This is a genomic window from Methanosarcina sp. 2.H.A.1B.4 (assembly GCF_000979385.1).
Classification (GTDB): domain Archaea; phylum Halobacteriota; class Methanosarcinia; order Methanosarcinales; family Methanosarcinaceae; genus Methanosarcina.
In genome coordinates this window covers 53,512-75,858 of record NZ_JJOV01000081.1, presented here as the reverse complement: position 1 = coordinate 75,858, position 22,347 = coordinate 53,512, and the positions used below count along the sequence as shown (strand labels likewise).

Annotated in this window: 20 protein-coding genes; 10 read left to right on the top strand and 10 right to left on the bottom strand. The window is 45.3% G+C overall.

From position 1 onward, the window contains the following. The first annotated feature begins 91 nt into the window (after positions 1-91). A complete protein-coding gene (locus tag EO92_RS13160) occupies positions 92-418 on the top strand; it encodes a DUF2098 domain-containing protein (protein ID WP_048131279.1) in 327 nt (108 codons plus the stop codon). A 138-nt stretch (positions 419-556) separates the two neighbouring features. Here the strand turns inward: EO92_RS13160 and EO92_RS13155 are convergent, their stop codons facing one another. Beyond that, positions 557-1,990, bottom strand: coding sequence for a methanogenesis marker 14 protein (locus EO92_RS13155; protein WP_048172238.1), 1,434 nt, complete (start codon positions 1,988-1,990; stop codon positions 557-559). Positions 1,991-2,905: 915 nt separating this feature from the next. Between EO92_RS13155 and EO92_RS13150 the strand changes: the two genes are divergently transcribed. From EO92_RS13150 to gatB, 4 genes are all read left to right on the top strand, one after another. Next, positions 2,906-4,069: a Coenzyme F420 hydrogenase/dehydrogenase, beta subunit C-terminal domain gene (locus EO92_RS13150; protein ID WP_048172237.1), complete on the top strand. Its 1,164-nt coding sequence runs from the start codon at positions 2,906-2,908 to the stop codon at positions 4,067-4,069. A gap of 270 nt (positions 4,070-4,339) precedes the next feature. Further along, positions 4,340-4,621 (top strand): Asp-tRNA(Asn)/Glu-tRNA(Gln) amidotransferase subunit GatC, encoded by a 282-nt coding sequence (gene gatC, locus EO92_RS13145; RefSeq protein ID WP_048161247.1) that lies wholly within the window; start codon positions 4,340-4,342, stop codon positions 4,619-4,621. Positions 4,622-4,633: 12 nt separating this feature from the next. Beyond that, complete coding sequence (gene gatA, locus EO92_RS13140) at positions 4,634-6,061, top strand: Asp-tRNA(Asn)/Glu-tRNA(Gln) amidotransferase subunit GatA (protein ID WP_048172234.1); 1,428 nt, start codon at positions 4,634-4,636, stop codon at positions 6,059-6,061. Next, positions 6,062-7,549, top strand: a complete 1,488-nt coding sequence (gene gatB, locus EO92_RS13135) for an Asp-tRNA(Asn)/Glu-tRNA(Gln) amidotransferase subunit GatB (RefSeq protein WP_048172232.1) — start codon at positions 6,062-6,064, stop codon at positions 7,547-7,549. Positions 7,550-7,711: 162 nt separating this feature from the next. Here the strand turns inward: gatB and EO92_RS13130 are convergent, their stop codons facing one another. After that, positions 7,712-8,533, bottom strand: coding sequence for a nitrilase-related carbon-nitrogen hydrolase (locus EO92_RS13130; protein ID WP_156165830.1), 822 nt, complete (start codon positions 8,531-8,533; stop codon positions 7,712-7,714). A 202-nt stretch (positions 8,534-8,735) separates the two neighbouring features. Here EO92_RS13130 and EO92_RS13125 point away from each other — a divergent pair, with 202 nt between their 5' ends. Further along, positions 8,736-9,398, top strand: a complete 663-nt coding sequence (locus tag EO92_RS13125) for a class I SAM-dependent methyltransferase (protein ID WP_156165829.1) — start codon at positions 8,736-8,738, stop codon at positions 9,396-9,398. A 304-nt stretch (positions 9,399-9,702) separates the two neighbouring features. Here EO92_RS13125 and EO92_RS18635 read toward each other — a convergent pair whose 3' ends face one another. Further along, positions 9,703-10,221 carry a hypothetical protein gene (locus EO92_RS18635; RefSeq protein ID WP_048172260.1) on the bottom strand — a complete coding sequence of 173 codons (519 nt, stop codon included), beginning with the start codon at positions 10,219-10,221 and terminating at the stop codon, positions 9,703-9,705. 269 nt (positions 10,222-10,490) lie between these two features. Here EO92_RS18635 and EO92_RS13115 point away from each other — a divergent pair, with 269 nt between their 5' ends. The 4 genes from EO92_RS13115 (at position 10,491) to aroA (ending at position 15,107) form a co-directional block, all read left to right on the top strand. Next, a complete protein-coding gene (locus tag EO92_RS13115; protein ID WP_048172228.1) occupies positions 10,491-11,036 on the top strand; it encodes a dihydrofolate reductase family protein in 546 nt (181 codons plus the stop codon). 596 nt (positions 11,037-11,632) lie between these two features. Continuing rightward, positions 11,633-12,493 carry a zinc metalloprotease HtpX gene (htpX, locus tag EO92_RS13110; RefSeq protein WP_048172224.1) on the top strand — a complete coding sequence of 287 codons (861 nt, stop codon included), beginning with the start codon at positions 11,633-11,635 and terminating at the stop codon, positions 12,491-12,493. Positions 12,494-13,037: 544 nt separating this feature from the next. Beyond that, on the top strand, positions 13,038-13,691 hold the full coding sequence (locus tag EO92_RS13105; protein WP_048172222.1) for a thymidylate synthase: 654 nt from the start codon (positions 13,038-13,040) through the stop codon (positions 13,689-13,691). 114 nt (positions 13,692-13,805) lie between these two features. Further along, the gene (gene aroA / locus EO92_RS13100; protein ID WP_048172219.1) at positions 13,806-15,107 is read left to right on the top strand and encodes a 3-phosphoshikimate 1-carboxyvinyltransferase; all 1,302 of its coding nucleotides are present in this window, start codon (positions 13,806-13,808) and stop codon (positions 15,105-15,107) included. Between the two features lie 60 nt (positions 15,108-15,167). Here aroA and EO92_RS13095 read toward each other — a convergent pair whose 3' ends face one another. The 7 genes from EO92_RS13095 to mcrC all read right to left on the bottom strand — a co-directional run bounded on the left by EO92_RS13095 (position 15,168) and on the right by mcrC (position 22,343). After that, positions 15,168-16,079, bottom strand: coding sequence for a hypothetical protein (locus EO92_RS13095; protein ID WP_048172218.1), 912 nt, complete (start codon positions 16,077-16,079; stop codon positions 15,168-15,170). 276 nt (positions 16,080-16,355) lie between these two features. Next, positions 16,356-16,793: a type IV pilin N-terminal domain-containing protein gene (locus EO92_RS13090; RefSeq protein ID WP_048161257.1), complete on the bottom strand. Its 438-nt coding sequence runs from the start codon at positions 16,791-16,793 to the stop codon at positions 16,356-16,358. 137 nt (positions 16,794-16,930) lie between these two features. Then, positions 16,931-17,899 carry a type IV pilin N-terminal domain-containing protein gene (locus tag EO92_RS13085; protein ID WP_235283332.1) on the bottom strand — a complete coding sequence of 323 codons (969 nt, stop codon included), beginning with the start codon at positions 17,897-17,899 and terminating at the stop codon, positions 16,931-16,933. 95 nt (positions 17,900-17,994) lie between these two features. After that, positions 17,995-18,963: a type IV pilin N-terminal domain-containing protein gene (locus EO92_RS13080; RefSeq protein ID WP_156165827.1), complete on the bottom strand. Its 969-nt coding sequence runs from the start codon at positions 18,961-18,963 to the stop codon at positions 17,995-17,997. Between the two features lie 285 nt (positions 18,964-19,248). Beyond that, positions 19,249-20,964, bottom strand: a complete 1,716-nt coding sequence (mcrA, locus tag EO92_RS13075) for a coenzyme-B sulfoethylthiotransferase subunit alpha (RefSeq protein WP_048172209.1) — start codon at positions 20,962-20,964, stop codon at positions 19,249-19,251. A gap of 10 nt (positions 20,965-20,974) precedes the next feature. Next, positions 20,975-21,721, bottom strand: a complete 747-nt coding sequence (gene mcrG, locus EO92_RS13070; RefSeq protein WP_048172207.1) for a coenzyme-B sulfoethylthiotransferase subunit gamma — start codon at positions 21,719-21,721, stop codon at positions 20,975-20,977. A gap of 1 nt (position 21,722) precedes the next feature. Next, positions 21,723-22,343, bottom strand: coding sequence for a methyl-coenzyme M reductase I operon protein C (mcrC, locus tag EO92_RS13065; protein ID WP_048172205.1), 621 nt, complete (start codon positions 22,341-22,343; stop codon positions 21,723-21,725). Positions 22,344-22,347: the final 4 nt, after the last annotated feature.

Sequence of the window (22,347 nt, the reverse complement as noted above, 5' to 3'; positions counted from 1 at the left end):
GGGCCTGAATAACCTATTAGAAGCTATTAAAGAAGGAATGGACTTGCAGGGCCTAAAATGCCAGCGTCCTGGAAGCTCTCGAGGTGAAATCATGGCTGATGCTGAAGAAATCACAGCGGTAGGGCGCAACAAAAAAACCATTAGAGTGGGAGATGCTGTCAAATACGTAAATAGCGATACCGTAAGCCGGGTTAGTGAGATCAAAAAGGACGAACAGGGAAAAGTCTGGGTCCTGCTCGAAAGTACCGACCTCTGGTACAGAGAAGAAACCCTGGAATTTACGGAGATCAGACCCACAGAAAAGAGAGAAGAAAGGGAATATACTGCCGAGGAACTGGAAGAAAGGTTCAGGAAAGAAAGGGAAACGATGCAGGGCTTTGATCTTGGAAAAGCCGGAGGAGGAGGGGCAGGAGGCTAATTCATCCTGCCTTTACTTTATTTTACTTTATTAATTAACTCTTTAATTCTCGTTTTTTATTCAACTCTTTAAGCACGACGTCAACTACCCGCTAAATCTAAAGATTTAACGGGTTTCCTGCTTAGGTTTTGACTGCCTTTACTTTTCCTGCATTTTTATCCGCTGTGCAAGAATACATTTTCCGCCGTGCCTGCCTCCAAGCGGATTTTGCGGGGTACCCAGGGAGTTCATACAGCGCGCCATAACAGCCGCCCCTCTGGCAAGCCCATCGTCCACAAAGACTACTCTCTCATCGATTTTGGGGTTGATGTTCATTTTCTCCAGGCAGCTCAGGATTAATTTAGGCTTGTTCCCGGTAATCCCTGCCCTACCTGTAATTCCGAAAGTTGTGTCTTCAAAAATGAGGCCTTCTTTTTTTGCGACCTCTATGAGCCTGCACACCACTCCGGCCATTACCTCGTCAATGACAGCATAAACGATCTGAAGCCCGTGGGTCTTACAAATTTCCACGCCTATCGCGCTCAGCTTTCCCATATCTGAACCGTTTTCGCCCACATCGCAACCTATAAGCGTTACACCTATCTCCTCGGCTGCATCCGGTCTTACAGGGACACTGCCATACCTCTGTCTATCCCTTGGAACTTTTTCAATGATTATGAGCTCATGAATGCGCCTTGCATAATCTTCGATAGCTTTAGCCTTCATCTTCAAAGTAAGGAAAGAAGGTGGTTTCTGGTTCTCAAAAACTTCCAGAGCAGTCCCTACCTTAGAATCAACGATTTTCGAACCCCTAATAATGGCGTCAGGAATTGCACCTGCATAACCGCAGAAGTTTCCAATTGTTTTTGCATATGGCTGGTCAGGGCTTGTGATCCTGCCATCAAGGGTCGTCCCGAAGTCAATTGAGATGCAGGGATTCCTGAAATCAACATCAGTCAGTTTAGCAGCTTCCTTTATTCCTGCTGTTGCAAGCTCCCCCTCCATTTCGTTTGCAACAATTTCAACTCCAGTAGAGCCTATAGGAGGCGTAACACCGGCTACAGCCCCATCAAAGATGACTTTTTCCAGTTTACTGTATTTCTGGAGTTTTTTAGAAATATTCGAGATGGACATTGGCGGAGTCATGTTCCTTGGAGGGACACCTGCCATCAGACACCCGTCTGCCAGAGCTTTGATAAATTCCCCCACTTCCTCCGGGGTATCAAAGCCTGCAACGACACCCGTAGAGCGCACCACAAAATTGAGGTCAGTCTTTATATCCAGGCTGGCTTTTTCCATGGCTTCGGCGAGGGTGCTCCTCACCAGCTCTGCAACGGCCTCACGCGTAAGTTCCACACCCGTAAGGGTCTTTCCGAACACGGTTTCTCCGGGTTTTGGAGGACGGACATCTCTGGTCATGCGCAAGACCTTGTTTATGATATGTGTCCTTCCGGTATCCATATTGACGGCTGTAAGGATAGATTTGGTTGTGGTATTTCCTACTTCTACGGAAGCCACAATAAAGAACGGTTTTGACTTGAGGTCAATCAAACGAACCTGAGGAGATTCTGCAATTCTGGGTTTCAGAGCCATTTTTAGTCCCTTCCTGAGGATTTATACATAGTTTCAATTGCATCTATATCCAGTACGGTTGAACTGCAGATATAGAATTCAATTGGGCTTGTACTAAAGAATGTAATAATGGATTTCATATTAAGATGAACTGTTTTTTGTAGTTTAATCAAAGGTAATCCAAACTGATTTGAAAATGATTCAAACTAATTTAAACGCTATTAAACTGGTTAAATCTAACACGAATGCATTGGACATAACAATTAGAAACCGGATATTTTGAATATCGGAATATGCCGGAGATATATATCTCAAGGATCTGATAAAAATGTATTACAAGAGCACAATTTATATGAAGTTTAAAGAAGGTATTAACCAAAAGCCTATAATAATCTTTGCTAAAGCACTTCAAAGTGCCAGTCTATTTCAGTTAAGTAGTTCAGTTAAGTATTATTATAATTGATCCATCCACGATTTATTTGCGACGGCACATTTTTATTAGTTATGTCTACAGATACTGATTATTTGTTTTTCGCTCTACTTTTTTGCCATTCCCAGATCACTTTTTTTGTATTTACTTACCATTATTCTTGTATTTACTTACCATTATTCTTGTATTTACGTATCATTACTCGCTCTTAGTGTGACACCTTTTCATTCATCCCTCAACATCATTTCTATAAAGAATGTTTTGACTTCAAAGCAATGTTTTCAATCAAGCCTGAAATTATTTATCCATAAGAATAAATTACAGCACGTAATTATAAAGAGTGAAAATTATAAAGACTACAAATATAATTATAGCAACGTGCATAATTAATATACACTCATGAAATATAATAATTAGATGTTGAAGAACTTATAATAGATTATTCCAAGGAATGACGCATGTGGCGTTTCCTGAGATTTGGGATAAATAATCATCGGAGGCCTTTAATGCCGTTAGACCCTATTTGCAAGAAAATTATATCTGACAATACTGAATACTTTTCGGATTACGGGGGAAAACATTACTATTTCTGCAGTACCGAATGCAAACATAAATTCGATACACTTGAAAAAAGCGTTATCCGACTTAAGCGAAACCTGAGTGAAAAGGAAAAGATTTCCTTCGGAAAACTGAAAAAAGACATCATAAAACCAGGAATCTGCACCCTCTGCGGAGCCTGTGCAGCAAACTGTGAGTACATAACCATTGAGAACGGTGCGCCAAAACTGGTCGGGCCCTGCAAAGCCTGCGGGGTCTGCTATTATCAGTGTCCAAGGACGATCACTACAGAAGAAGGACTAATTGGGAGCTTCCGATATGCCTACGCCGCAAAGTCTGCAATTCCCGAAATGAAGGGGCAGGACGGCGGAGTTGTAACCTCTCTCCTCCTTTATGCCCTGGATGAGGGACTGATCGACTGCGCCGTGGTCACAACCCGCTCAAAGGAAGAACCCTGGAAACCCATACCCAAATTAGCAACAACCAGAGAGGAGATTCTTGAAAGCGGAGGAAGCATCTACTCCCACTCAATGACTCTTGAAGCCCTGATGAGCGCAATCAAACAGGGAATGCAGAGCATCGCCTTTGTAGGGACGAGCTGCAACATCGACGCCGTCACAAAGATGCAGAAAAGCTCTTACGGCTTACTACACCTCTTCATGAGGGCAAAAATCCTGAAATTGGGGCTCTTTTGCATGGACACCTTCGCCTACGAAGGGATCAAGGCAGTGCTGGAAATTTATGGGATCACGCTCGAAAATGTAGAGGCCATGAAAATCCGAAAAGGAAAGTTCGAAGTTACGCTGAAAGATGGAAAAGAACATGTCTTTGAACTCAGCGATTTCGATGAATACCGGAGTTCATCCTGCCAGTTCTGTACAGACCTGGCCTCTGAAAACGCAGACCTCTCCTTCGGAGGAGTCGGCAGCCCCCAGGGCTGGACTACAGTCCTCGCCCGTTCAGCCATAGGTTACGAGATCTTCAACGAAGCCGTAGACAACGGCTACATCGAAGCCCGGCACCTTACCGACGAAGAACTCGAAAAAGTGCTCAACCTGGCAAAAATGAAGAAAGTCCAGATGTACGCCCTCCACATGAGACAGAAAGTCTAAAAGTCCAGAAAATCAGTCCTCTGAGCAAGCAAACCGGAAAAAAGGGTCGCTTGCTCATCTTTTATAACCCTTCAGATAGAAGATTAAAGTTTGTGCCCATAAGTTAGTCCGCTTTAGCGAGCGAAGCTCACTGCTAAAACCCATAGATTAGCCCTCTTGAGCGCAGCGAAACTGGGGAACGGAAGAATATATATTTATTTCATAAACTGTTTCTATAATGCATTACCAACGGCATTCTATTCAGGATTATTCTATTTTTGAGGAATTTTCATGATCACAAAAGAAGATGTAGAACACATCGGCTGGCTTGCCCGAATTGAGATCAATGAGCAGGAAACAGTCGAGTATATGGAAAAACTTAACTCAGTTTTGGAGTATTTCGGGCAGATTGATGAGTTGCAGACCGAAGATGTTACTCCCACATACCATGTTGCTGAGATCTATAATGTATTCAGAGAAGATGTGGTGGAAGAATGCCTCCCGCAGGAAACCGTTCTTGCAAACACCGAAAATAAACAGGACGGGGCTTTCAGGGTCCCGAAGATCGGCTGAGGAGATGTTTTTATGGCAAAATGGATGAGTGTTGCACAGATTAAAGAGAAGATTAAAGAAAGCTCAGCCGAAGAAGTAACAGCCAGCTACCTTGAAGTTATCGGAAAGAGCAAAATCAACGGCTATGTGACGGTTTCCGATAAAGCCCTTGAGCAGGCGAAGAAGATAGATGAAGAAGGGCATGCGGGTCCTCTCGCAGGCGTTCCAATCGCAATCAAGGATAACATTTCCGTAGTCGGTCTGCCAAACAGCTGTGGCTCGAAGATTCTTGAAGGCTACGTTCCTCCTTTCAATGCTCACGTAATCGAAAAGCTTCTTGCTGCCGGAGCCGTAGTCCTTGGAAAAACCAATATGGATGAGTTTGCCATGGGTTCATCCACGGAAACCAGCCATTTCGGGCCGACTGCAAACCCCTGGGACCTTGAAAGAGTACCCGGCGGATCTTCAGGAGGTAGTGCAGCGGTTGTTGCAGCCGGAGAAGCTCCTTTTGCACTTGGTTCTGACACCGGGGGATCTGTACGCTGTCCTGCGGCTTTCTGCGGTGTGGTAGGGTTTAAACCAACATATGGAGCCGTTTCGAGGTACGGAGTTGTGGCTTACGCAAATTCCCTTGAACAGGTTGGACCTCTTGCAAACAACGTGGAAGATATTGCAGTCCTGATGGATGTTATAGGCGGTTACGACCGGAGAGATTCCACTTCCATTGACAGTAAAACCGAATACCAGAAAGCTCTTGTTGACGATGTAAAGGGCCTGAAAATAGGGGTTCCGCAGGAATTTTTCGGAGAAGGCATCCATCCTGACGTAGAAAAAGCCGTATGGAACGCCATACACAAATGTGAGAGCCTCGGAGCGACCTGGGAAGAGGTCTCGATGCCCAACATAAAGTACGCTCTTGCTTCATACTATATCATTGCAATGAGTGAAGCGTCCTCAAACCTTGCCCGCTTCGACGGAACACGTTACGGGTTCAGGGAAAACGCCGAAAACTGGCACGCAATGGTCTCAAAGACCAGAGCCGAGGGTTTCGGAGCCGAAGTCAAGAGACGAATTCTCCTGGGAACCTATGCGCTTTCTGCAGGTTATCATGACAAGTACTACCTCAAAGCCCTGAAGGTAAGGACTCTTGTAAAGCAGGACTTTGATAAGGCGCTCTCAAAAGTTGACCTGCTTATGGCTCCGACCATGCCTAACCCTGCTTTCAAGATCGGGGAAAAGATTGAAGACCCGCTTACCCTCTACCTCTCGGACGTAAACACCTGTCCGATCAACCTTGCAGGCGTACCTTCAATTTCCGTACCCTGTGGCTTTACTGACGGACTGCCAATCGGGCTCCAGATAATGGGCAAACCCTTTGACGAGTCCACCGTCCTGCGTACAGCCTATACTTTCGAGCAGAATACCGATTACCACACAAAGAGACCTCCGGAGGTGGCGTAAATGGCTTACGAAAACCCTGACGGCATAAGGATCGGGCTTGAAATCCACGTCCAGCTTAACAAACTTAAGACCAAAATGTTCTGCGGCTGCTCTACCGATTACCACAATGCAGCCCCCAACACCCACACCTGTCCGGTTTGTCTTGGCCTTCCCGGTACACTTCCGGTCCTGAACAGGAAAGCCGTGGAAGCAGCAATAAAGGTGGGGCTTGCTCTTGAAGGAGAGATTGCAGAAGAGACCCAGTTCCACAGGAAGAACTACTTCTACCCTGACCTTCCCAAAGGTTTCCAGGTAACCCAGTATGATTTCCCTATTGTTAGCAAGGGAAAGGTTGTGATCGAAGGAGAGGACGGGGAGCATGTAGTCGGAATTACAAGAGCTCACATGGAAGAAGACCCTGGAAAGCTTGTGCACATAGGGAGCATCGAGAAGTCCAAGGGTGTCCTTATAGACTACAACAGGTCAGGCATGTCCCTGATTGAAACCGTTACCGAGCCAGATATGAGGAGCCCCAAGGAAGCCAGAAGGTTCCTTGACAAGTTCAGAAACATCCTCGAATACCTGGATGTCTTTGACGGAAATCTCGAAGGGGCTATGCGTGTAGACGCAAACGTCTCAGTCTACTGGGGCACCCGTGTTGAGATCAAGAACATCTCCTCCCATAAAGGAGTGGAAAGGGCTCTCCTCTACGAGATCATGCGCCAGAAGAACGTGATCCGCCGTGGCGGTAAAATCGTGCTGGAAACCCGCCATTTTGATGAAGGCAGGGGAGTAACAACCTCAATGAGGACAAAAGAAGAAGCAGAAGACTACCGCTACTTCCGTGAGCCTGACCTTATGCCAATGCGTGTGACTGACTGGATTCCTGCAATCAAAGAGACTCTGCCTGAACTTCCTGACGCCAAACGTACACGCTTCATGGAACAGTATGGCATCACGGATATGCATGCAAGGTCCCTCACTTCCAAGATCATGCTTGCCGACTTCTACGAAGGAGTCTGTGCAAAAGGCGTTGACCCGAAAACCGCCGCTACCTGGGCAGCCGACGTCTTCCTGGGGGAGCTAAACTATCGCGACCTTGCAATCTCTTCTTATGACGGCAGGACAATTGGCTTCATCCACGCAAAAGACCCCGAGATCGAGAATTCCTTCAAGGTCCCGGATATGGTAGAACTGGTCACCCTTTTTACCGAAGGCAAGGTAAGTGACAGGGCTGCAGTTGAAGTCATCCGTACAATTCTGGACGGCACGGAGGAAAAAACTCCCTCCCAGATCATCGAAGAAAAAGGTCTTTTCAAAGCAGAAGATGACCTGGTCACGAAGGCTGTTGCCGAAACAATTGCCGAAAATGCAGCAGCAGTACAGGACTATTTAGGAGGAGCAGAAAAGTCCCTGAACTTCCTTGTAGGACAGGTCATGAAAAAGACAAAAGGCACGGCAGATGCAAAGACAGCCCGTGAACTGATTGCAAAGGAACTTAAAGGGTAACCCGACAGGGTTTACCTTTTTTAATTTTCTTTTTCAATACTTTTATTTCATTTTTTATCTAGAGTTCTTTATCTAAAGTTCTTTATCTAGAGTTCTTTAAATTGATTTCTTTAAACTGATTTCTTTAAACTGATTTTTGGATTTTATTCCAGCCTCTGATTTTTAATAAAGGTCAGGCCTCCGATCTTCGAGAATAGAGCCGGTTTGCCTTATTTCCCTTGCCTCTTCAGGATCGATTTCCCCAATGAGAACACATTCCTCCTTTCCGGCTTCTGCCAGGATGCGGCCCCATCCATCGGCAATAAAAGAGCCGCCAGGATAAGTCGAATACCTGTCTTTCCCCACCCTGGTGCAGGCTATATGCGGCAGCTGGTTTTCAATCGCCCGGGAAATGGACATAATTCGCCAGGGATATATATAAAAGTCCGGGATTTCACCAGCTGAAACCAGCAAATCTGCTCCCTCAAGAGCCAGTTTTCGGGCAACTTCCGGATACCTGAGTTCATTGCAAACTATGAGTCCTAAGGAGAGCCCGTACTTTTGCAGTTTGATAGGAGAGATGCTGTCTCCGGGCGCAAAATATTCCTTTTCCGGACCGTAAAGCTGGACTTTTCGGCGGGTGCCGGCTAGTTTTCCGGACTCTATGCAAAACCCGAGGTTAAACTGGGAAGGAACCTTCATTTCTGAACTTATTGAGTCCCCTTCTCTTTTTTCGATCATTGAACCTGCAAGAATACAGTCATGTTCTCTGGAAAAGGTACGGAGAGCTTCGAGCGTGGGACCGGAAGCAGTTTCAGCCACTTCCCCTATACGGTCATAACAAAAACCTGTTGAGAAAACTTCCGGAAAGACGAGCAGCTCGGCTTCTTTTGAAACTGCGTCTTCTGCCAGGGAGAGGGCACGCTCAAGGTTTTCATGTTTCGAGCAAAGCGAGATATTCATCTGGATGCAAGCGACTTTCATGGTTGTCTCCATTCCTGCCATTCATGAATGGTAATTACTTTACTTAGATACTTTATTAAGTAATTCTATTTTCTGATTTGAGATTAAGGTTTTTGCGCTGCAGTATAAACCTGGTACAGCGGTGGTCCGAATGCCGGATAGCTGCTGCAGGCAGCACTTTGATTATCAGACAGTACTTTAATTATACATGTATCCGAATATTTGTATAGAACAATAAAAAAGAATGAAAACTTTCCGTAGGCAAAATATAAGGCATGTGAATCTCAAAATAGGCTTGAAGAAAAAGCTGTCTGCAAGAGAAAGACCTGAACCATTACTAAATCAAGGACCGACCATAAAGGAGGAAAACATCACGGAAGAACCAGTTTCTGATTTTAGATTTCACGCAACGACCCTTCTCTTCAAGTTCCGGGACTTCTTTTTCCCCCGCAGGAAAATCCTGGAAGAGGCAGGGATAAAACCCGGTTTCAAAATTCTGGATTACGGCTGCGGGTCAGGTTCCTATATCCGTGACACTTCCGAAATGGTGGGCCCTTCAGGAAAAGTCTATGCCCTGGATATCAATCCGGTTGCTGTTGAGATGGTCCGGCACCTGGCTTCGATAAAACAGCTGAAAAACATAGAAACTATACTTTCCGATTACAATACAGGCCTGCCCGGTGAGAGCCTGGATATAGTCCTCTTCTATGATACTTACCACACCCTGAACAAACCGGAACTTGTTATGAAAGAATTGCACCGGGTCCTGAAACCCGACGGAATCCTTTCTTTTAGCGACCATCACATGAAAGAAGAAGAAATAATGGAAGGGGTAACCCGGAAAAAGCTTTTCAAGCTGAAAAAGAAAGGTAAAATGACATATTCCTTTAAAAAGGACGAGGACTAATTCAGGTGCAGGCGTGTGCCTGTTTATTTTTTCATCTGCTTCTTTTTTTCGATTTCATTGATTCAGCGTTCGTGGCTATTAATTAAGGTAAAATAGGTATGGAGTAACCCACTATTTAATGAGTGATCCATTTAATTTACGGGAGGTTTTTTGTTGGATTTTTGCTATATGGGGATTGGATAAATCCACAAAACAACTTGAAAAAGAGGACTCCAAGAATCGTATCGAGACAAAAATCTAAAGACAAAAACCTAAAAACTAGTCCAAAACCGGCACAAAACCCCGGAAAGCAAAGATTTCCATATCAAGTCCCACTTTTCTCAAACTCCTTTCTCACATCAACCGGCACCCTGTTCATTGGACACTCGAAGTTAATGCAGCGGATGCACTCATACCGCCTTGCGGTCAAGAAAAACAACGCCCAGGCAACGACATAAGCCCCCAGCAGTAGAGGGTCCCTTACCAGCCAATAAACCGGAAAAAGAAACATAGGCAGGGCTCCAAGAAACGTCACTGCTTTTTCAAAAGGGCTGTGAGTGCCTGGACGGGCTTTGAAAATCTTTGGTATTCCCGAAAGCATCATGCATTTTACGCAGCCCTTGCTCCTTATGTAGTAAAGGCAGTGGGTGCAGGCAAAGCGAAATTCGATTACCAGAAAGAAAAAGAGAGCTATTCCGATGTAAACGGCAACCCATTTGATCGAGTCCCTGGCAATTGCAATTGAACCGATCAGGAAGGGGATCATATTGAAGAAGTTCCAGTAAAGACGGTCTTTTGCGGAATGTTCTGTTTTGAGGGGGATGCCAGAATTAAGGGGGGACATGGAGGAGTTTTTGAGAAGGAAAGGTAAAAAGGTTATGATTTCTTGAAGTTTTACTGGAAAAAGGTCTTGAATTTCTCGGCTTAATCCAGTAAGAGGCAAGCAAAAACAGAGCAAAAACTTCACCCAGGCTGCGTGAATAGCTTATCCCTGTCTATCTTGTCCCGTTCGCCTGCGAACGGTCCGAACCATAAAACAACTGAAATGAAACAATAAATAAGAAGCAAAATCACATAAAATCAAGTAACAATCACTAAAAGGGGAAAGGGACAATGAAAGAAAACACATCCAGAATAAAACTCTATATCGCCTGCAGCCTTGACGGCTTCATCGCCCGGGAAAACGGAAGCATCGACTGGTTAACCGAATACGAAAGCAGTCCCGAAACCGACTACGGCTATTCAGAATTTTACGCATCAATCGGCACGGTCCTTATGGGCAGAAAAACCTATGAACAGGTCCTGGGCTTCGGAGACTGGCCCTACGGGGAGAAGAAAACGTATGTTTTTACCAGACAAAAAGAACCCCTGCGCCGGGAAAAAAACGTAGAATTTGTTTCCGGGGACGTCGGGGAATTTCTGCGCAGGCTGAAGGAAAATACTGATGAGGATATCTGGCTCGTGGGCGGTTCACAGCTTATCAAGGTGTTTCTCGAAGAAAACCTTGTGCAGGATTTAATTGTTTTTGTTGTTCCCATTATTCTTGGGAGCGGGATTCCGCTGTTTGACCGGATTGGAAAGGAAGTCAGGCTCAAGATGATTGATACAAAGAGGTATGAGAGTGGGCTGGTGAGTGTAGAGTACGAAATTGGGGAATGACATAGAAAAAAAATAGTAAACCATAGAAAAATTCACTAAAAATTCTGAAAAGAATTAGTCCAGATCTTGAGTAATTTAATGCTAATTTCAGATTATCAATCTTGCTTGCAGCTTACACTTACTGGCAAAACCTTAGCTTCAATCACATTCATTGAATAAACTGACCAAAGAAAAAAACCTTTTCAATAAATATATATACCCGGAACCCAATAAATAGTTAGAAATCGAACTAAAATTGCCGTCCAAAAACAAATTAATTATAAATATCCCTAAACAGATATTATAATGAGTGATGTAAATTTAAAATCTGGAGATTGCAGCAGAAGGCAGGATAAAACTTTTTGTATAAAAATAGAACTTCCGATTTGGGGAATAAACATTCCATTTCATAGAATTTAAGAGCATTTTTAGATAACCACGAGACGAAAAACGTCACAAAAAGGACAATTAGACATATTGAAGATAAAAAATATATATATGCAATCAGAGTATATACCATTGATTCTATCGATTAAACTTACAAAATAAATCAAGAAATAGGAATCAAAAGACTGAAAACCCAGACGTTAGCCTGGGAGGATGTCGTGTGAGTAGTCATGAAGAATATGTTTAAAACCACAATTCTGCTCGCTTCCCTTACAGGGCTTCTGGTCCTTATCGGAAACTACTTCGGTGGGACGGGCGGAATGATAATCGCATTCTTGTTTGCGGTCATCATGAACTTTGGGAGTTACTGGTACAGCGATACGATCGTACTGAAAATGTACAAGGCAAGGGAGGTTACTCCAGCAGAGTCCCCGAACCTGCACAGGATCGTGAGCGACCTTGCAATGAAGGGAGGACTTCCGAAACCTAAGGTTTATATTGTTGAGTCCGGGATGCCGAATGCGTTTGCAACAGGCAGGAACCCGCAGCATGCAGCTGTGGCAGTTACGACCGGGATTCTCAACCTGCTCTCAAATGAAGAGATCGAAGGGGTACTGGCCCATGAGTTGGCCCACGTCAAAAACCGCGACACTCTGATCAGCGCGGTGGCTGCAACAATTGCCGGTGTTATCACCATGCTTGCCACCTGGGCTCGCTGGGCTGCAATCTTCGGCGGCATTGGCGGCAGGGACGACGACAACGGTGGAATTGTAGGATTTATAGTGATGGCTGTACTTGCCCCGCTGGCTGCAACCCTGATCCAGCTCGCAATCTCCCGTTCAAGAGAATTTGCCGCAGATTACGAAGGCGCCAGGATGTGCAAAAAACCCTGGGCACTTGCAAATGCCCTGGAAAAACTGGAATACGGAAATTCCCACTTCCAGCCAAGCAACAGGGACGTACAGGCAAAAGAGACCACGGCCCACATGTTTATCGTAAACCCACTCAAAGGCGGGGTACTCCAGTCCCTCTTCAGGACCCACCCGGTAACCGATGAGCGGGTAAATCGCCTGAGGGCAATGAGATTCTAAAGCCCTCTCAAACATTTTTTTTACTTTTACTTTTACTTATTATTTTTTTGCCTTTGTCTTTTTGTTTTTCATGTTTCCTTTTTACATCTTTACCTCTTTACCTCTTCATTTTTGTTTTTCGTTCCCTTGCATTATGTCTTCATTTTCTTCATTTTTCTTGCTTCATTTTCACTCTGAAAGTTTGTCCGGTATTTTTTTAAATTTAGCATGCTATATGTTATCAGATTGCACAGAGAATCATTAGACTTCACAGGAGAAAAAGCACTTATAAAAGAGAGTGATAGATAAAATGGAAAGGACAAATAGTCAATAAAAGACAGTCAGCAAAAGCATCAGTTTATAATGAATGTGCTGACAAAAAGGTAAGAAAACAGGACCTGACAAAACAGCATATTTACCGGTTCTGATTTGCCGTTTTTATTTACCGTTTGTAGAAAACGTTCGAAAAGTCAGATTAATAAATCAGGCTGAAAAGGATTTTCGCAATAATAAATTATTATGTTGATTATCTACACCCTATCTTAACCTGATCGGGGAATTTTCTATGGAAGACAAATTTGAGATTGGCAGGATCATCAGAGCAAAGAATATCTCTGATGCATGGTACCGCGGGCTTAACATCATCTGGAACCACGGACAGGTAATTACCGATGAAAGGGGAAGCCAGATCAGGGAATTCATGGACTTGATGGTAGTAATTGAAGACCCCTATACGGACAGAATTCCCGAAGATACTGCCTGGAATGAAGAAAGGCTTGAAGAGTATGCAAAGCAGCTGATCTCGGGTGAAAACGTACAGGACTTTGAGTACACCTACGGGCAGCGCCTCAGGAACTGGAATGAGGAAGTGGATCAGATCGAATATGTAATCGAGAAACTGCAGGAGAGCCCTACTTCCAGACGGGCTACAGCTGTCACCTGGATCCCGCCTGTGGACACTAAAGTCAATGAAGTTCCCTGCATGATCCTCGACGACTTCAAGATCAGGGACGGTAAGGTTCATCTTACCACTCTTTTCAGGAGCCATGACTTTGGGGGAGCCTACCCTGCAAACCTTTACGGACTTTCCAGGCTCCTTGAATACGTTGCCAAAAGGGTAGGAATCGAACCCGGAACAATCACCACGGTCAGCATTTCAGCCCATGTTTACAACCACGACTGGGATATGGTAGAAAATATTGTGAAAGGCGTGTGCTGAATCTCAAATTATACGAATTGAGATAGAAAAACCTGATCAGAATAAGTATTCCATGTAGACTATAGAATAAACACTATAAAATAAACAGAAGAAAACCCCGGAGTCCTGTTGTAAATGCGTGTTTTGATCAATAAATCATCGATTAAAGGGGAGGTCTTTGCCCCACCCTCAAAAAGTTATACTCACCGGGCCATAACCCTGGCAGCCCTATCTAAAGAAGCAGTCGTCCATCGCCCCCTGCTCTCCGCTGACACCCTCGCTACCATCCAGGCCTCCAGGATGTTTGGAGCTTCCATAAAACGGGAGGGAGATGACCTCCTTATCCAGGGTGTGAATGGAAAACCCAAAGTTCCGGATGATGTAATTGATGCTGCAAACTCCGGGACAACCCTCCGCTTCATGACAGCAATTGCAGCCCTCACTGAAGGAATCACCGTACTTACGGGAGATGCTTCCCTTCGTACAAGGCCCAATGGCCCCCTCCTCGAGGTCCTTAACAAGCTGGGGGTAAAAGCTTTCTCAACCCGCGGAAACGAAAGGGCTCCGATTGTGGTTAAAGGGGGACTTGGAGGGGCTATTGTGAAAATTGACGGTTCTATCAGTTCCCAGTTTATCTCCGCACTCCTTATAGCCTGCCCCCTGGCCAAAAACAGCACCACCCTCTCAATCGTCGGAGAGCTTAAATCAAAGCCCTATGTTGACGTGACCCTGGAAATGCTCGAACTGGCAGGAGTCAAAATCCATACCGATGATAATAACGGTACCAGATTCATCATCCCTGGAAAACAGAAATATGATCTCAAAGAGTATACCATTCCAGGCGATTTTTCCTCTGCTTCCTACCTGCTTGCATCTGCGGCCATGATCGAAGGGTCTGAAGTTACAGTCAAAAACCTCTTCCCCTCCAAACAGGGAGACCTCGTAATTGTCGAAACCCTGGAACGCATGGGAGCAGACATCACCTGGGACAGGAAAGCCGGAAAGGTTACGGTCAGGGGAGGAAAGCCCCTCAAAGCCATCACCTTCGATGCCGGCGCAACCCCGGACCTTGTTCCAACTGTTGCCGTCCTGGCCTCTGTCGCTGTTGGAACTAGCCGGATTGAAAACGCCGAACATGTACGGTATAAGGAAACCGATAGGCTCCGCGCCCTTGCAATTGAACTTCCGAAACTGGGAGTCCGGCTTAAAGAAGAAAAAGACAGCCTGACAATTACCGGGGGGTCTCTGCATGGAGCAGCAGTCCATGGATGGGATGACCACAGGATTGTTATGGCACTTGCAATGGCAGGTATGATCGCAGGAAACACAACTATTGACACTACTGAGTCCGTTTCTATCTCTTACCCCGATTTCTTTAAAGACATGAGTAACCTCGGGGCAAAAATAGAGAATGTTTCTGATAAAATGGAGAAATGAGCTGCATTTCGGATGCAGCCCCTTTTTTCAAATCATATTTACGTGCAGAGGCCGCTCATTTCATAAAGCCTCAACAGATATTAAGGAGTTATAGACCTTCACATTTAAATCATCACTTACAGGAGTAAGGCGAAGGACAACCGCAGAACTGTTTGAGGAAAGGTTGTAATCCGAACTCCAGAGATTTTCATTTTTAGCCTGCGTTTCGAAATAAGTTTTCCAGGCTTCCGGATAGTCAGTAAAAATCGTCAGGGATACCGAGGTGGTGTTGTAGAAACTTTCAAGACCTGTGACGTCATACTGGTGTTCTCGAGACAGGGAAACCAATCTGAGATCCTCAACACTGTTGCTGGAAAGAACCCAGTTGCTGCCTGCCAGACAGACCGCATTTACTGAGAGGTTCAAAAAGCCTCCCCCTTTTTCAAGGGTTATCCCTGGAGACAATTTCATAAACGACTGGTTTCCCTGGGAAACGATCAAGGCTCCGTTTTCATAACAGTAAATCTGGTCAAGATATTGGGAATTATCAGCCCTGTAGGAAAGAGCCCCGCATTCAAGAGAGCCAGTCAATGGAATATTCTTGCTGGTGGAATTATTGTAGGTAATAAATGCAGACAGATTGCACTTATCTTTGTTAAAGACAAGCGTACCCCCTGATTTCATGCGGTTAACTACCGGGAGATTACCCCCACCCATTCGAAGTGGAGAGTTCAGGATAACCTCACTATTCGGACTGACTACCATTCCCAGGGAAAGGAGGTCAATATTACACTTTAGCCGGGACATATCCTCATAAACTTCGGACATGTGGCTATATTCAGCATCTTCCTTCCACTGGGGGACGTGGTAAACCTGAATGTTTGTTATAAACAGAACCACGATCCCAAGTAAAAGGGCAGCTGCAACAGCTACTGAGACTCCAGAATCCGATTTGAGAAATGAAGAAAACGGTTTAATGAATTTCAGTTTCATAACATTCTTTCTCCCATTCCAACCATTTATCAGAAATAATATGTCGGGGGACTGCCTGTGCAAGGAGGAAACACGCCCTTTTCTAAAGCAGTAGGGGTTACTGAATCGGATTCTAAAGCAAGCTCCATGAAGAATCCAAAGAAAAGGTGATCCAAAGGCGACCTGATCCTGGACAAGCTACTCTTGCGTAAATCACACCCATACATAAGAAATTATTTTATTGTGTAAGAATATCATATGTTTCACTGCATAATAACTTTTTGATAGTTGTGGGCTTCATGAAGCAGTAACATCCATTTTCTGAATCACATTGTTAGAAGGTGTGTGAATTAGAAATAAATTAACAGTGTCCCCATTTTCAATAGGAATCCCGATTTCAATAACATCTCCAATCTCCCAGACACCATCCACTCCCAGCTTTGCGGACACGTTCTCTGGAGAAAATTCATTTCTAGTTCCATTGACCATTACCACGACTTTTATTTCATTTCCGGAGAGGGCTTCTCCTCCCCTATGCTTCAGGTATACGGTATCTGACGTTTCGTCCATCCATACCTGCAAATCTGCATGTGGGATATCATCGGGACTATTGTAGGAAAAAACAAATACACCGATAAAACTGAAAAAAATAACTACTAAACCGATAAGAAGGACCTGCCCCATGACCTCCGAAACCCCATCACAGTTTATGATGAATTTGCGTAATTTATACATGTAAATACCCCGGTCTTAAATTTGTTTCATGTAAGTCCCCTGAGCAAAAAGAAAGCCTTAGGCATCTGTTTTCTTACTGACAATTAATGCTGGTTTTCCTCCTCTCAAATAGCCATATCCCCTTCAAAATCCATTTATCATTCAAAATATACAGCTACATAATCAACATTCATTTCTTTGTTAGCATTATCTGCGGCATTTCCGACAGCTTCAATCTTAACCCTGAGCCCCTCTACATCCTCAACCGTATTTATACGGTTGGAGATGTCAGTTTTATAAGTAATCCACACCTTATTATCATAAACCATAGTCTCGTTTTCGTAATACCATACCCCAGGAGAGGGATAAGAGTCATAGATCCTTAATTTGATACCGAGAAATGACTGGTCATATGCCCTATATACGATCTTAAGTGTAACATTTGAAATCGGCTCACCAATCCTGTAGTCATAGTCTGCCATATTTATACCAAAATCAAATATTTCACCAGTAGAATCATATAAATAGGACTCATTTTTATTTTTTTTTGGCACTTTATAGAGGGTAGAGATATTATCCCCTTCTTTCATTATATCCGTTGTATTTAACGGGCCAGAGGAATCGCTCACCTTTGCCGGAGGCAGCCAGCCCCCTGAACCTCCGCCGCCCGGAATAACTTTCGCCTGCCTGAACACCTGCTTTGAATCCATATCAATCAGACTCAGGTACACAGGATCTCCTTTTGTAAGGGAAGCCCCCCATTTATCAGACACATTGATTGTAATGACATCGCCCACGTCCCATGTGCTCTTGTTAAGGTTTGAGAAAACGTCATCCGGAGAATATACGTAGCTAGAACCATCAATGGAAGCTATAATTTTCATATAATCGGAATCAATGACGTCCCCTCCGCAGTGCCTTATATAGATAATATCAGTTGGAGCACGAGCCCATTTCTCTACCGCAACATGAGGACTATCGACAGGTCGATCTAACGAAAAAACCATAGTTGAAAACATCCCGGCTATTATAACCGCTATGCTGGCTAGGAGCACTTCCCCCATGATTCCGGAAACAGAATCCGAACTATTAAGAAACTTCCATAAATTTTCCAACATTAAACCCATCTCAGCCACAGCTTCTACCGCATATTTCAATAGAGGAGCAAAGTGAAATTACAATGCACCTCATCGCTCTTTTTCATTTCAAGAAACTTTTATTTTCAGCTCAGGCATACAGCCAGATAATCTATTTCTATTGATTTTTTACCGATTACATTGACATGAATGTTGAACTTCAAATCGGAAATGCTATTGATATTTATAGGCACAGTTTGATTGTACATATGCCACTTATTACTCGCACAGTTAACAGGGTCAAATATCGGCATGTTCTCACCTGCAATTTCCAATGAGAATTCCGAAGGTTGAGTCTGAAGGCTATAAATCATCAAAATGGTTGCATTATGGGCACCAGACCATTTGAAATCGTTCTCACAAAAACCAAAAGTCAGGCCAACGGTCTCACCTTTTAGTTCGTGAGCGAAGTTGTTTTTGGGGTTATACTCCTTTCCTTCAATCCCCAAGAACGTGTCATTGTATTTCTCATCCGGTACTGCGGAAAAGTTAACTGCTGGATCGCAGTCATGCAGATACCTGAGGTTCACCTTGTCACTATCATCCCCTTCTACGGTGGTAAAAAAATACCATTTGCCCGGTTTCATCAGTGGACTGCACATGCCCTCAATGGGCATCGTCGCCTTCTGAATCAATTGCTTTGAACCCCGATCGACGAGGAATACATCAACACAGTTATCACTATCCAGGTGAACTCCCCATGTTTTGTATAGATCAATTTCAATAACGTCCCCCAGGCCCCAGGAGTTTTTACCCGTACACCCCTGGATTTCCTCTTCTGTCAATACTTTCTTGTTTCCATCAATTATTACAATGAGATCCAGATCACTAAAAGATAGGGACTCGCCCCCGCTATGCTTCAGGTAAAGGATATCCGATGAAGCATTAACCCGCTGCTGAATTTCAATTTGTGGGGTATACTCAGGACCTTCCTGAGCAAAAAGAACCACCCCCACTATTGCAAGCGCTGCAAACGTAATTCCTGCTATGAGCACCTGGCCCATGACCTCTGAAACCGCATGACAATTTTTGGAAAGGCTGAGAAAATTCCACACAGGTAACACTCCCCGCAGCTAACTGGATATAATTATGTAATAAGTCGTATTTAGAGTGTTTGATCATTCGAATTATTTTTTATAAGTGGAAAAATAATATTCCTCCATCACAGGAATAAAAACCCCAGCCATAAGAAAAATAGAAAAAGATTTGATTATAACTACTTTATTAAACAAAAAGCCTGAAAAGCAGCCTGGAAAAACTATTGGGTTTAGAAGGTAAGAAAAAAGAGAAAAAGCAGGCCCGAAGGCCTACTCTGTTTTAAAGTGTTTAAGTTATTGAGTTTATTTTGCCGGGATGATGAGGGATCTCTCACCAGCAGGCACGAACTCTCTGATGGCACCGCGGCCGAACTCTCTCCTGGGCTCTGCAAAGTTGAAGGGCATGAGATCGTCAGCGAAGCAGACCTTGATGAGTGGGTTGACGGTGAATGCGTCGCCGCGGCCTGCGTGGGCTGCCTGAGCGATACCTGCGTATCCACCCTGGTGACCTACGTTCATTGCATAGTTGGGGTAGTTTGGACCACGGAGTTCGTCTGGGAGACCTTCGTCGCCCTGGTAGGACAGAACGTTTGTGGCACCGCACTGGTCCTGCAGGTCGTATCCGAAGAAGCCGAGACGGCCCCATGCTTCCTTGTGCAGGTACATGGAGAGGTACCAGCCGGAGAGACCAGCGTTTGCGTTTGCGGTTGCAAGGGAAGTTGCAACACCGGCTGCAGCTGCGAGCACGGTTGCTCTCTGGGATCCACCGAAGTGGTCTTCAAGGGCAGTTGGGAACTTCTCGTAGGTCTCGATACCGTAGAGTGTGGACTCGGTTGCGATGTCCTTTACGACTTCGAGGGTGGCCTTTACCTTGTTGTCCTTGCCGAGGTTTGCAGCACCGTTGTACTTGTCGTTGATGTAGTCTACGTCATAGTACACGTTGTTGTCGAGGATGTCATCGGTGTATGCAGCTGTTGCATACTGTGTGAACCCGACACCACCGGACATGTAGGACCCGAGCCAGATCTGGTCGTAGAGCATGCAGCCTGCACCGACGACTTCAAGGGCAACCTTTGCGGGGTCGTCAGTCACTGTGCGGCTTGTCTGGATGATGTCTGAGAGGTGACCGAAGGATAATCCACCGGGCTCGTTGGGACCACGTGCACGCCTTGCGGGGAGCATTTCACCCATAGAGACGAGAGCTGCGTGCTTTGCAGCGAAGGACAGGTCAGCTACTGCTGCTTCACCAGCGCACATGTTGTATGCGGAGATGAAGGACATACCGATCTGCATGGCTGCCCACCTGGAGGTCTGAGCACCGTCAGTTGTCCTGGAGACAATTGTTGGGATGTGGATTGCCTGCCAGGTTGTCTTGCCGACGGAGGCCTTAATCTGGGCTGCCTGTTCTTCATTGAACATCTTGTTGATGTTAATGAGGTACTGCTTGTCAATTTCGTCTGCAAGCTCGTCATCACCTGTGAAGATCTTGACGTAGCAGTCGTCGACAAGGGCGGGGTGGGTTTCGACCATCATTTCCTGAACCACTGCTGCACCGGGCATTGCGTGGTTGAGGGTCTCAAGATAGTGGTTGATGGTTTCAGGAGTAACTTCCTTACCCAGCCTCTTTTCGAGGGTCTCGTGAGCCATGTCAAGACCGACAATACAGGTTCTCCTGATGTCGTCCCACATCTGCTGCATTGCAGCGTTGTTCACGTAGTGAAGGTCGTCAGGTTCGGCAACGATGTCAGTACCGGAGATGACGTAAGGAGTGATTGCACGCTGACCGAGTGGTGCACCGGTGTGCATCATTGGGTTGTAGAATGCAAGGCCTCTCTTCTCTGCGAGTTCCTTTCCGGCCTTAATCATTTCGGCCTTTCTTGCGTCCTGTGCAGGTCCAAGTCTCAGGAACTTCTCAGTCTTGCCAGTGATGTCCGTGGTGGACTGCTGGTTTGACCCGTATTCCTGTGTGAACTTGACTTCCATTGACTTTTTGAATTTTGAGAAAATATCTGCTGCCATTGTGGTCACCTCATTTCGGCTGGAATCCGTAGGTAGTTCTCTCATCGAATACTCTGTGTACCCATTCAACGACTTCTGCATCGTTCCTGAATCCCACATTGTCCACACGGTAAATGGTGGTTCTCTTTGCGGCTTCTTCTTCAGACATAGGCTTGCCGAGGTCTACTTTCCTGTCGAGTGGAATTGCAACCTGGTCCTTGTCCATGATGATGGTGCCGTTTTCGAGTCTTCTCCTGTCAAGCATGTCGAACATTACACCGTCTTCCTGAAGACGGACGGAGTGTCCGTGAACGGTTGCGCCGCGCATACCTGAAAGTGCAGGGCAGCTCATTTCGGTTTCCAGCTGGACCTTTGCGCACTGTTCCATGTCTCTTTCACGGGCTTCAACAATCTGACGACCGGAAAGGGTACCTGGGTCTACACCTCTGAAGTTAATTGCTGCGAAGTATGATCTGAAGTAAGGGGTAGACGGAGCATTATACATGGAGTCAGCGAACTGAACGTACCTGACCCTGTCTCCTGCTGCTGCACCGGGTGTTGCTGCTACAGCCTCGCGGACCGAGCATGCGGGTTCTCCCATCTCTGCAAGTGGTGGGTGGGTGCTTGGGTAGTCGCTCCCTGGTGCACGGTGTCCAAGGACTGCAGTTAAGTCTTCGTCTGAAATCTCCCTGAGTTTCTCAAGGTTCCCAGACATGTGCTTTCTGCGGTTAGCGCCAACTGATGTCGCGCCTGGATAAAACTGTGGTTTGTATGCCATCTCATGCAACTCCTTTATGATTTTCTAACTGGTCTAATGTCGTCTTGACGTATTTTACGATTAGATTTAGTTTATCCCTGGGACAGAAGTCACCACGTGTAACTCCACTTACCATATCCATTACAATTCCCTTGGTACGAATATTTTCATCCCCTGGCATCACTAATCTCGTCTTTATCCCTGCTTCTGCAAAATCCTCAAAATCCACCGGGATCTGGCTGACAACAATTGCCGGAATATCAGCCTGGCTCAGTATCTCCCTTGTTTTCCTAATTACATGGTCCTTAATATTTCCGAGGTGAATAACAGCCAGCTTGTGCATTTCAATCTGTGCGACTTCTACCGGACTCAGTACAAATGATCCTGTCCTCATGCCTGATTCGGGAATCCCTGAACCTGAATAAAGTACGAGCACACTCACCTGAATGTTTTCTTTCCTCATTCCGTATGTAATCTCGCATACCGGTTTTGTGATATGTCTCTGGCCGGGACTCATAGCAATAGCTACCACATCGGCACGACCAGCTTCCGAAAGAGTGCCTCTTTGAGCAAGCCCTCCTCCTTTGCCTAGTCCTCCGCCGCATCGGCAGTCAACTACCTGTGTTTCCCGATCGATCATCATACCT

What these genes read in the sequence shown, in the direction of transcription:
- EO92_RS13160 (WP_048131279.1), top strand. Translation starts at nt 92, where the DNA reads ATGGCTGATGCTGAAGAAATCACAGCGGTAGGGCGCAACAAAAAAACC.
- EO92_RS13155 (WP_048172238.1), bottom strand. Translation starts at nt 1,990, where the DNA reads ATGGCTCTGAAACCCAGAATTGCAGAATCTCCTCAGGTTCGTTTGATT.
- EO92_RS13150 (WP_048172237.1), top strand. Translation starts at nt 2,906, where the DNA reads ATGCCGTTAGACCCTATTTGCAAGAAAATTATATCTGACAATACTGAA.
- gatC (WP_048161247.1), top strand. Translation starts at nt 4,340, where the DNA reads ATGATCACAAAAGAAGATGTAGAACACATCGGCTGGCTTGCCCGAATT.
- gatA (WP_048172234.1), top strand. Translation starts at nt 4,634, where the DNA reads ATGGCAAAATGGATGAGTGTTGCACAGATTAAAGAGAAGATTAAAGAA.
- gatB (WP_048172232.1), top strand. Translation starts at nt 6,062, where the DNA reads ATGGCTTACGAAAACCCTGACGGCATAAGGATCGGGCTTGAAATCCAC.
- EO92_RS13130 (WP_156165830.1), bottom strand. Translation starts at nt 8,533, where the DNA reads ATGGCAGGAATGGAGACAACCATGAAAGTCGCTTGCATCCAGATGAAT.
- EO92_RS13125 (WP_156165829.1), top strand. Translation starts at nt 8,736, where the DNA reads ATGAAAACTTTCCGTAGGCAAAATATAAGGCATGTGAATCTCAAAATA.
- EO92_RS18635 (WP_048172260.1), bottom strand. Translation starts at nt 10,221, where the DNA reads ATGTCCCCCCTTAATTCTGGCATCCCCCTCAAAACAGAACATTCCGCA.
- EO92_RS13115 (WP_048172228.1), top strand. Translation starts at nt 10,491, where the DNA reads ATGAAAGAAAACACATCCAGAATAAAACTCTATATCGCCTGCAGCCTT.
- htpX (WP_048172224.1), top strand. Translation starts at nt 11,633, where the DNA reads ATGAAGAATATGTTTAAAACCACAATTCTGCTCGCTTCCCTTACAGGG.
- EO92_RS13105 (WP_048172222.1), top strand. Translation starts at nt 13,038, where the DNA reads ATGGAAGACAAATTTGAGATTGGCAGGATCATCAGAGCAAAGAATATC.
- aroA (WP_048172219.1), top strand. Translation starts at nt 13,806, where the DNA reads ATGCGTGTTTTGATCAATAAATCATCGATTAAAGGGGAGGTCTTTGCC.
- EO92_RS13095 (WP_048172218.1), bottom strand. Translation starts at nt 16,079, where the DNA reads ATGAAACTGAAATTCATTAAACCGTTTTCTTCATTTCTCAAATCGGAT.
- EO92_RS13090 (WP_048161257.1), bottom strand. Translation starts at nt 16,793, where the DNA reads ATGTATAAATTACGCAAATTCATCATAAACTGTGATGGGGTTTCGGAG.
- EO92_RS13085 (WP_235283332.1), bottom strand. Translation starts at nt 17,899, where the DNA reads ATGGGTTTAATGTTGGAAAATTTATGGAAGTTTCTTAATAGTTCGGAT.
- mcrA (WP_048172209.1), bottom strand. Translation starts at nt 20,964, where the DNA reads ATGGCAGCAGATATTTTCTCAAAATTCAAAAAGTCAATGGAAGTCAAG.
- mcrG (WP_048172207.1), bottom strand. Translation starts at nt 21,721, where the DNA reads ATGGCATACAAACCACAGTTTTATCCAGGCGCGACATCAGTTGGCGCT.
- mcrC (WP_048172205.1), bottom strand. Translation starts at nt 22,343, where the DNA reads ATGATGATCGATCGGGAAACACAGGTAGTTGACTGCCGATGCGGCGGA.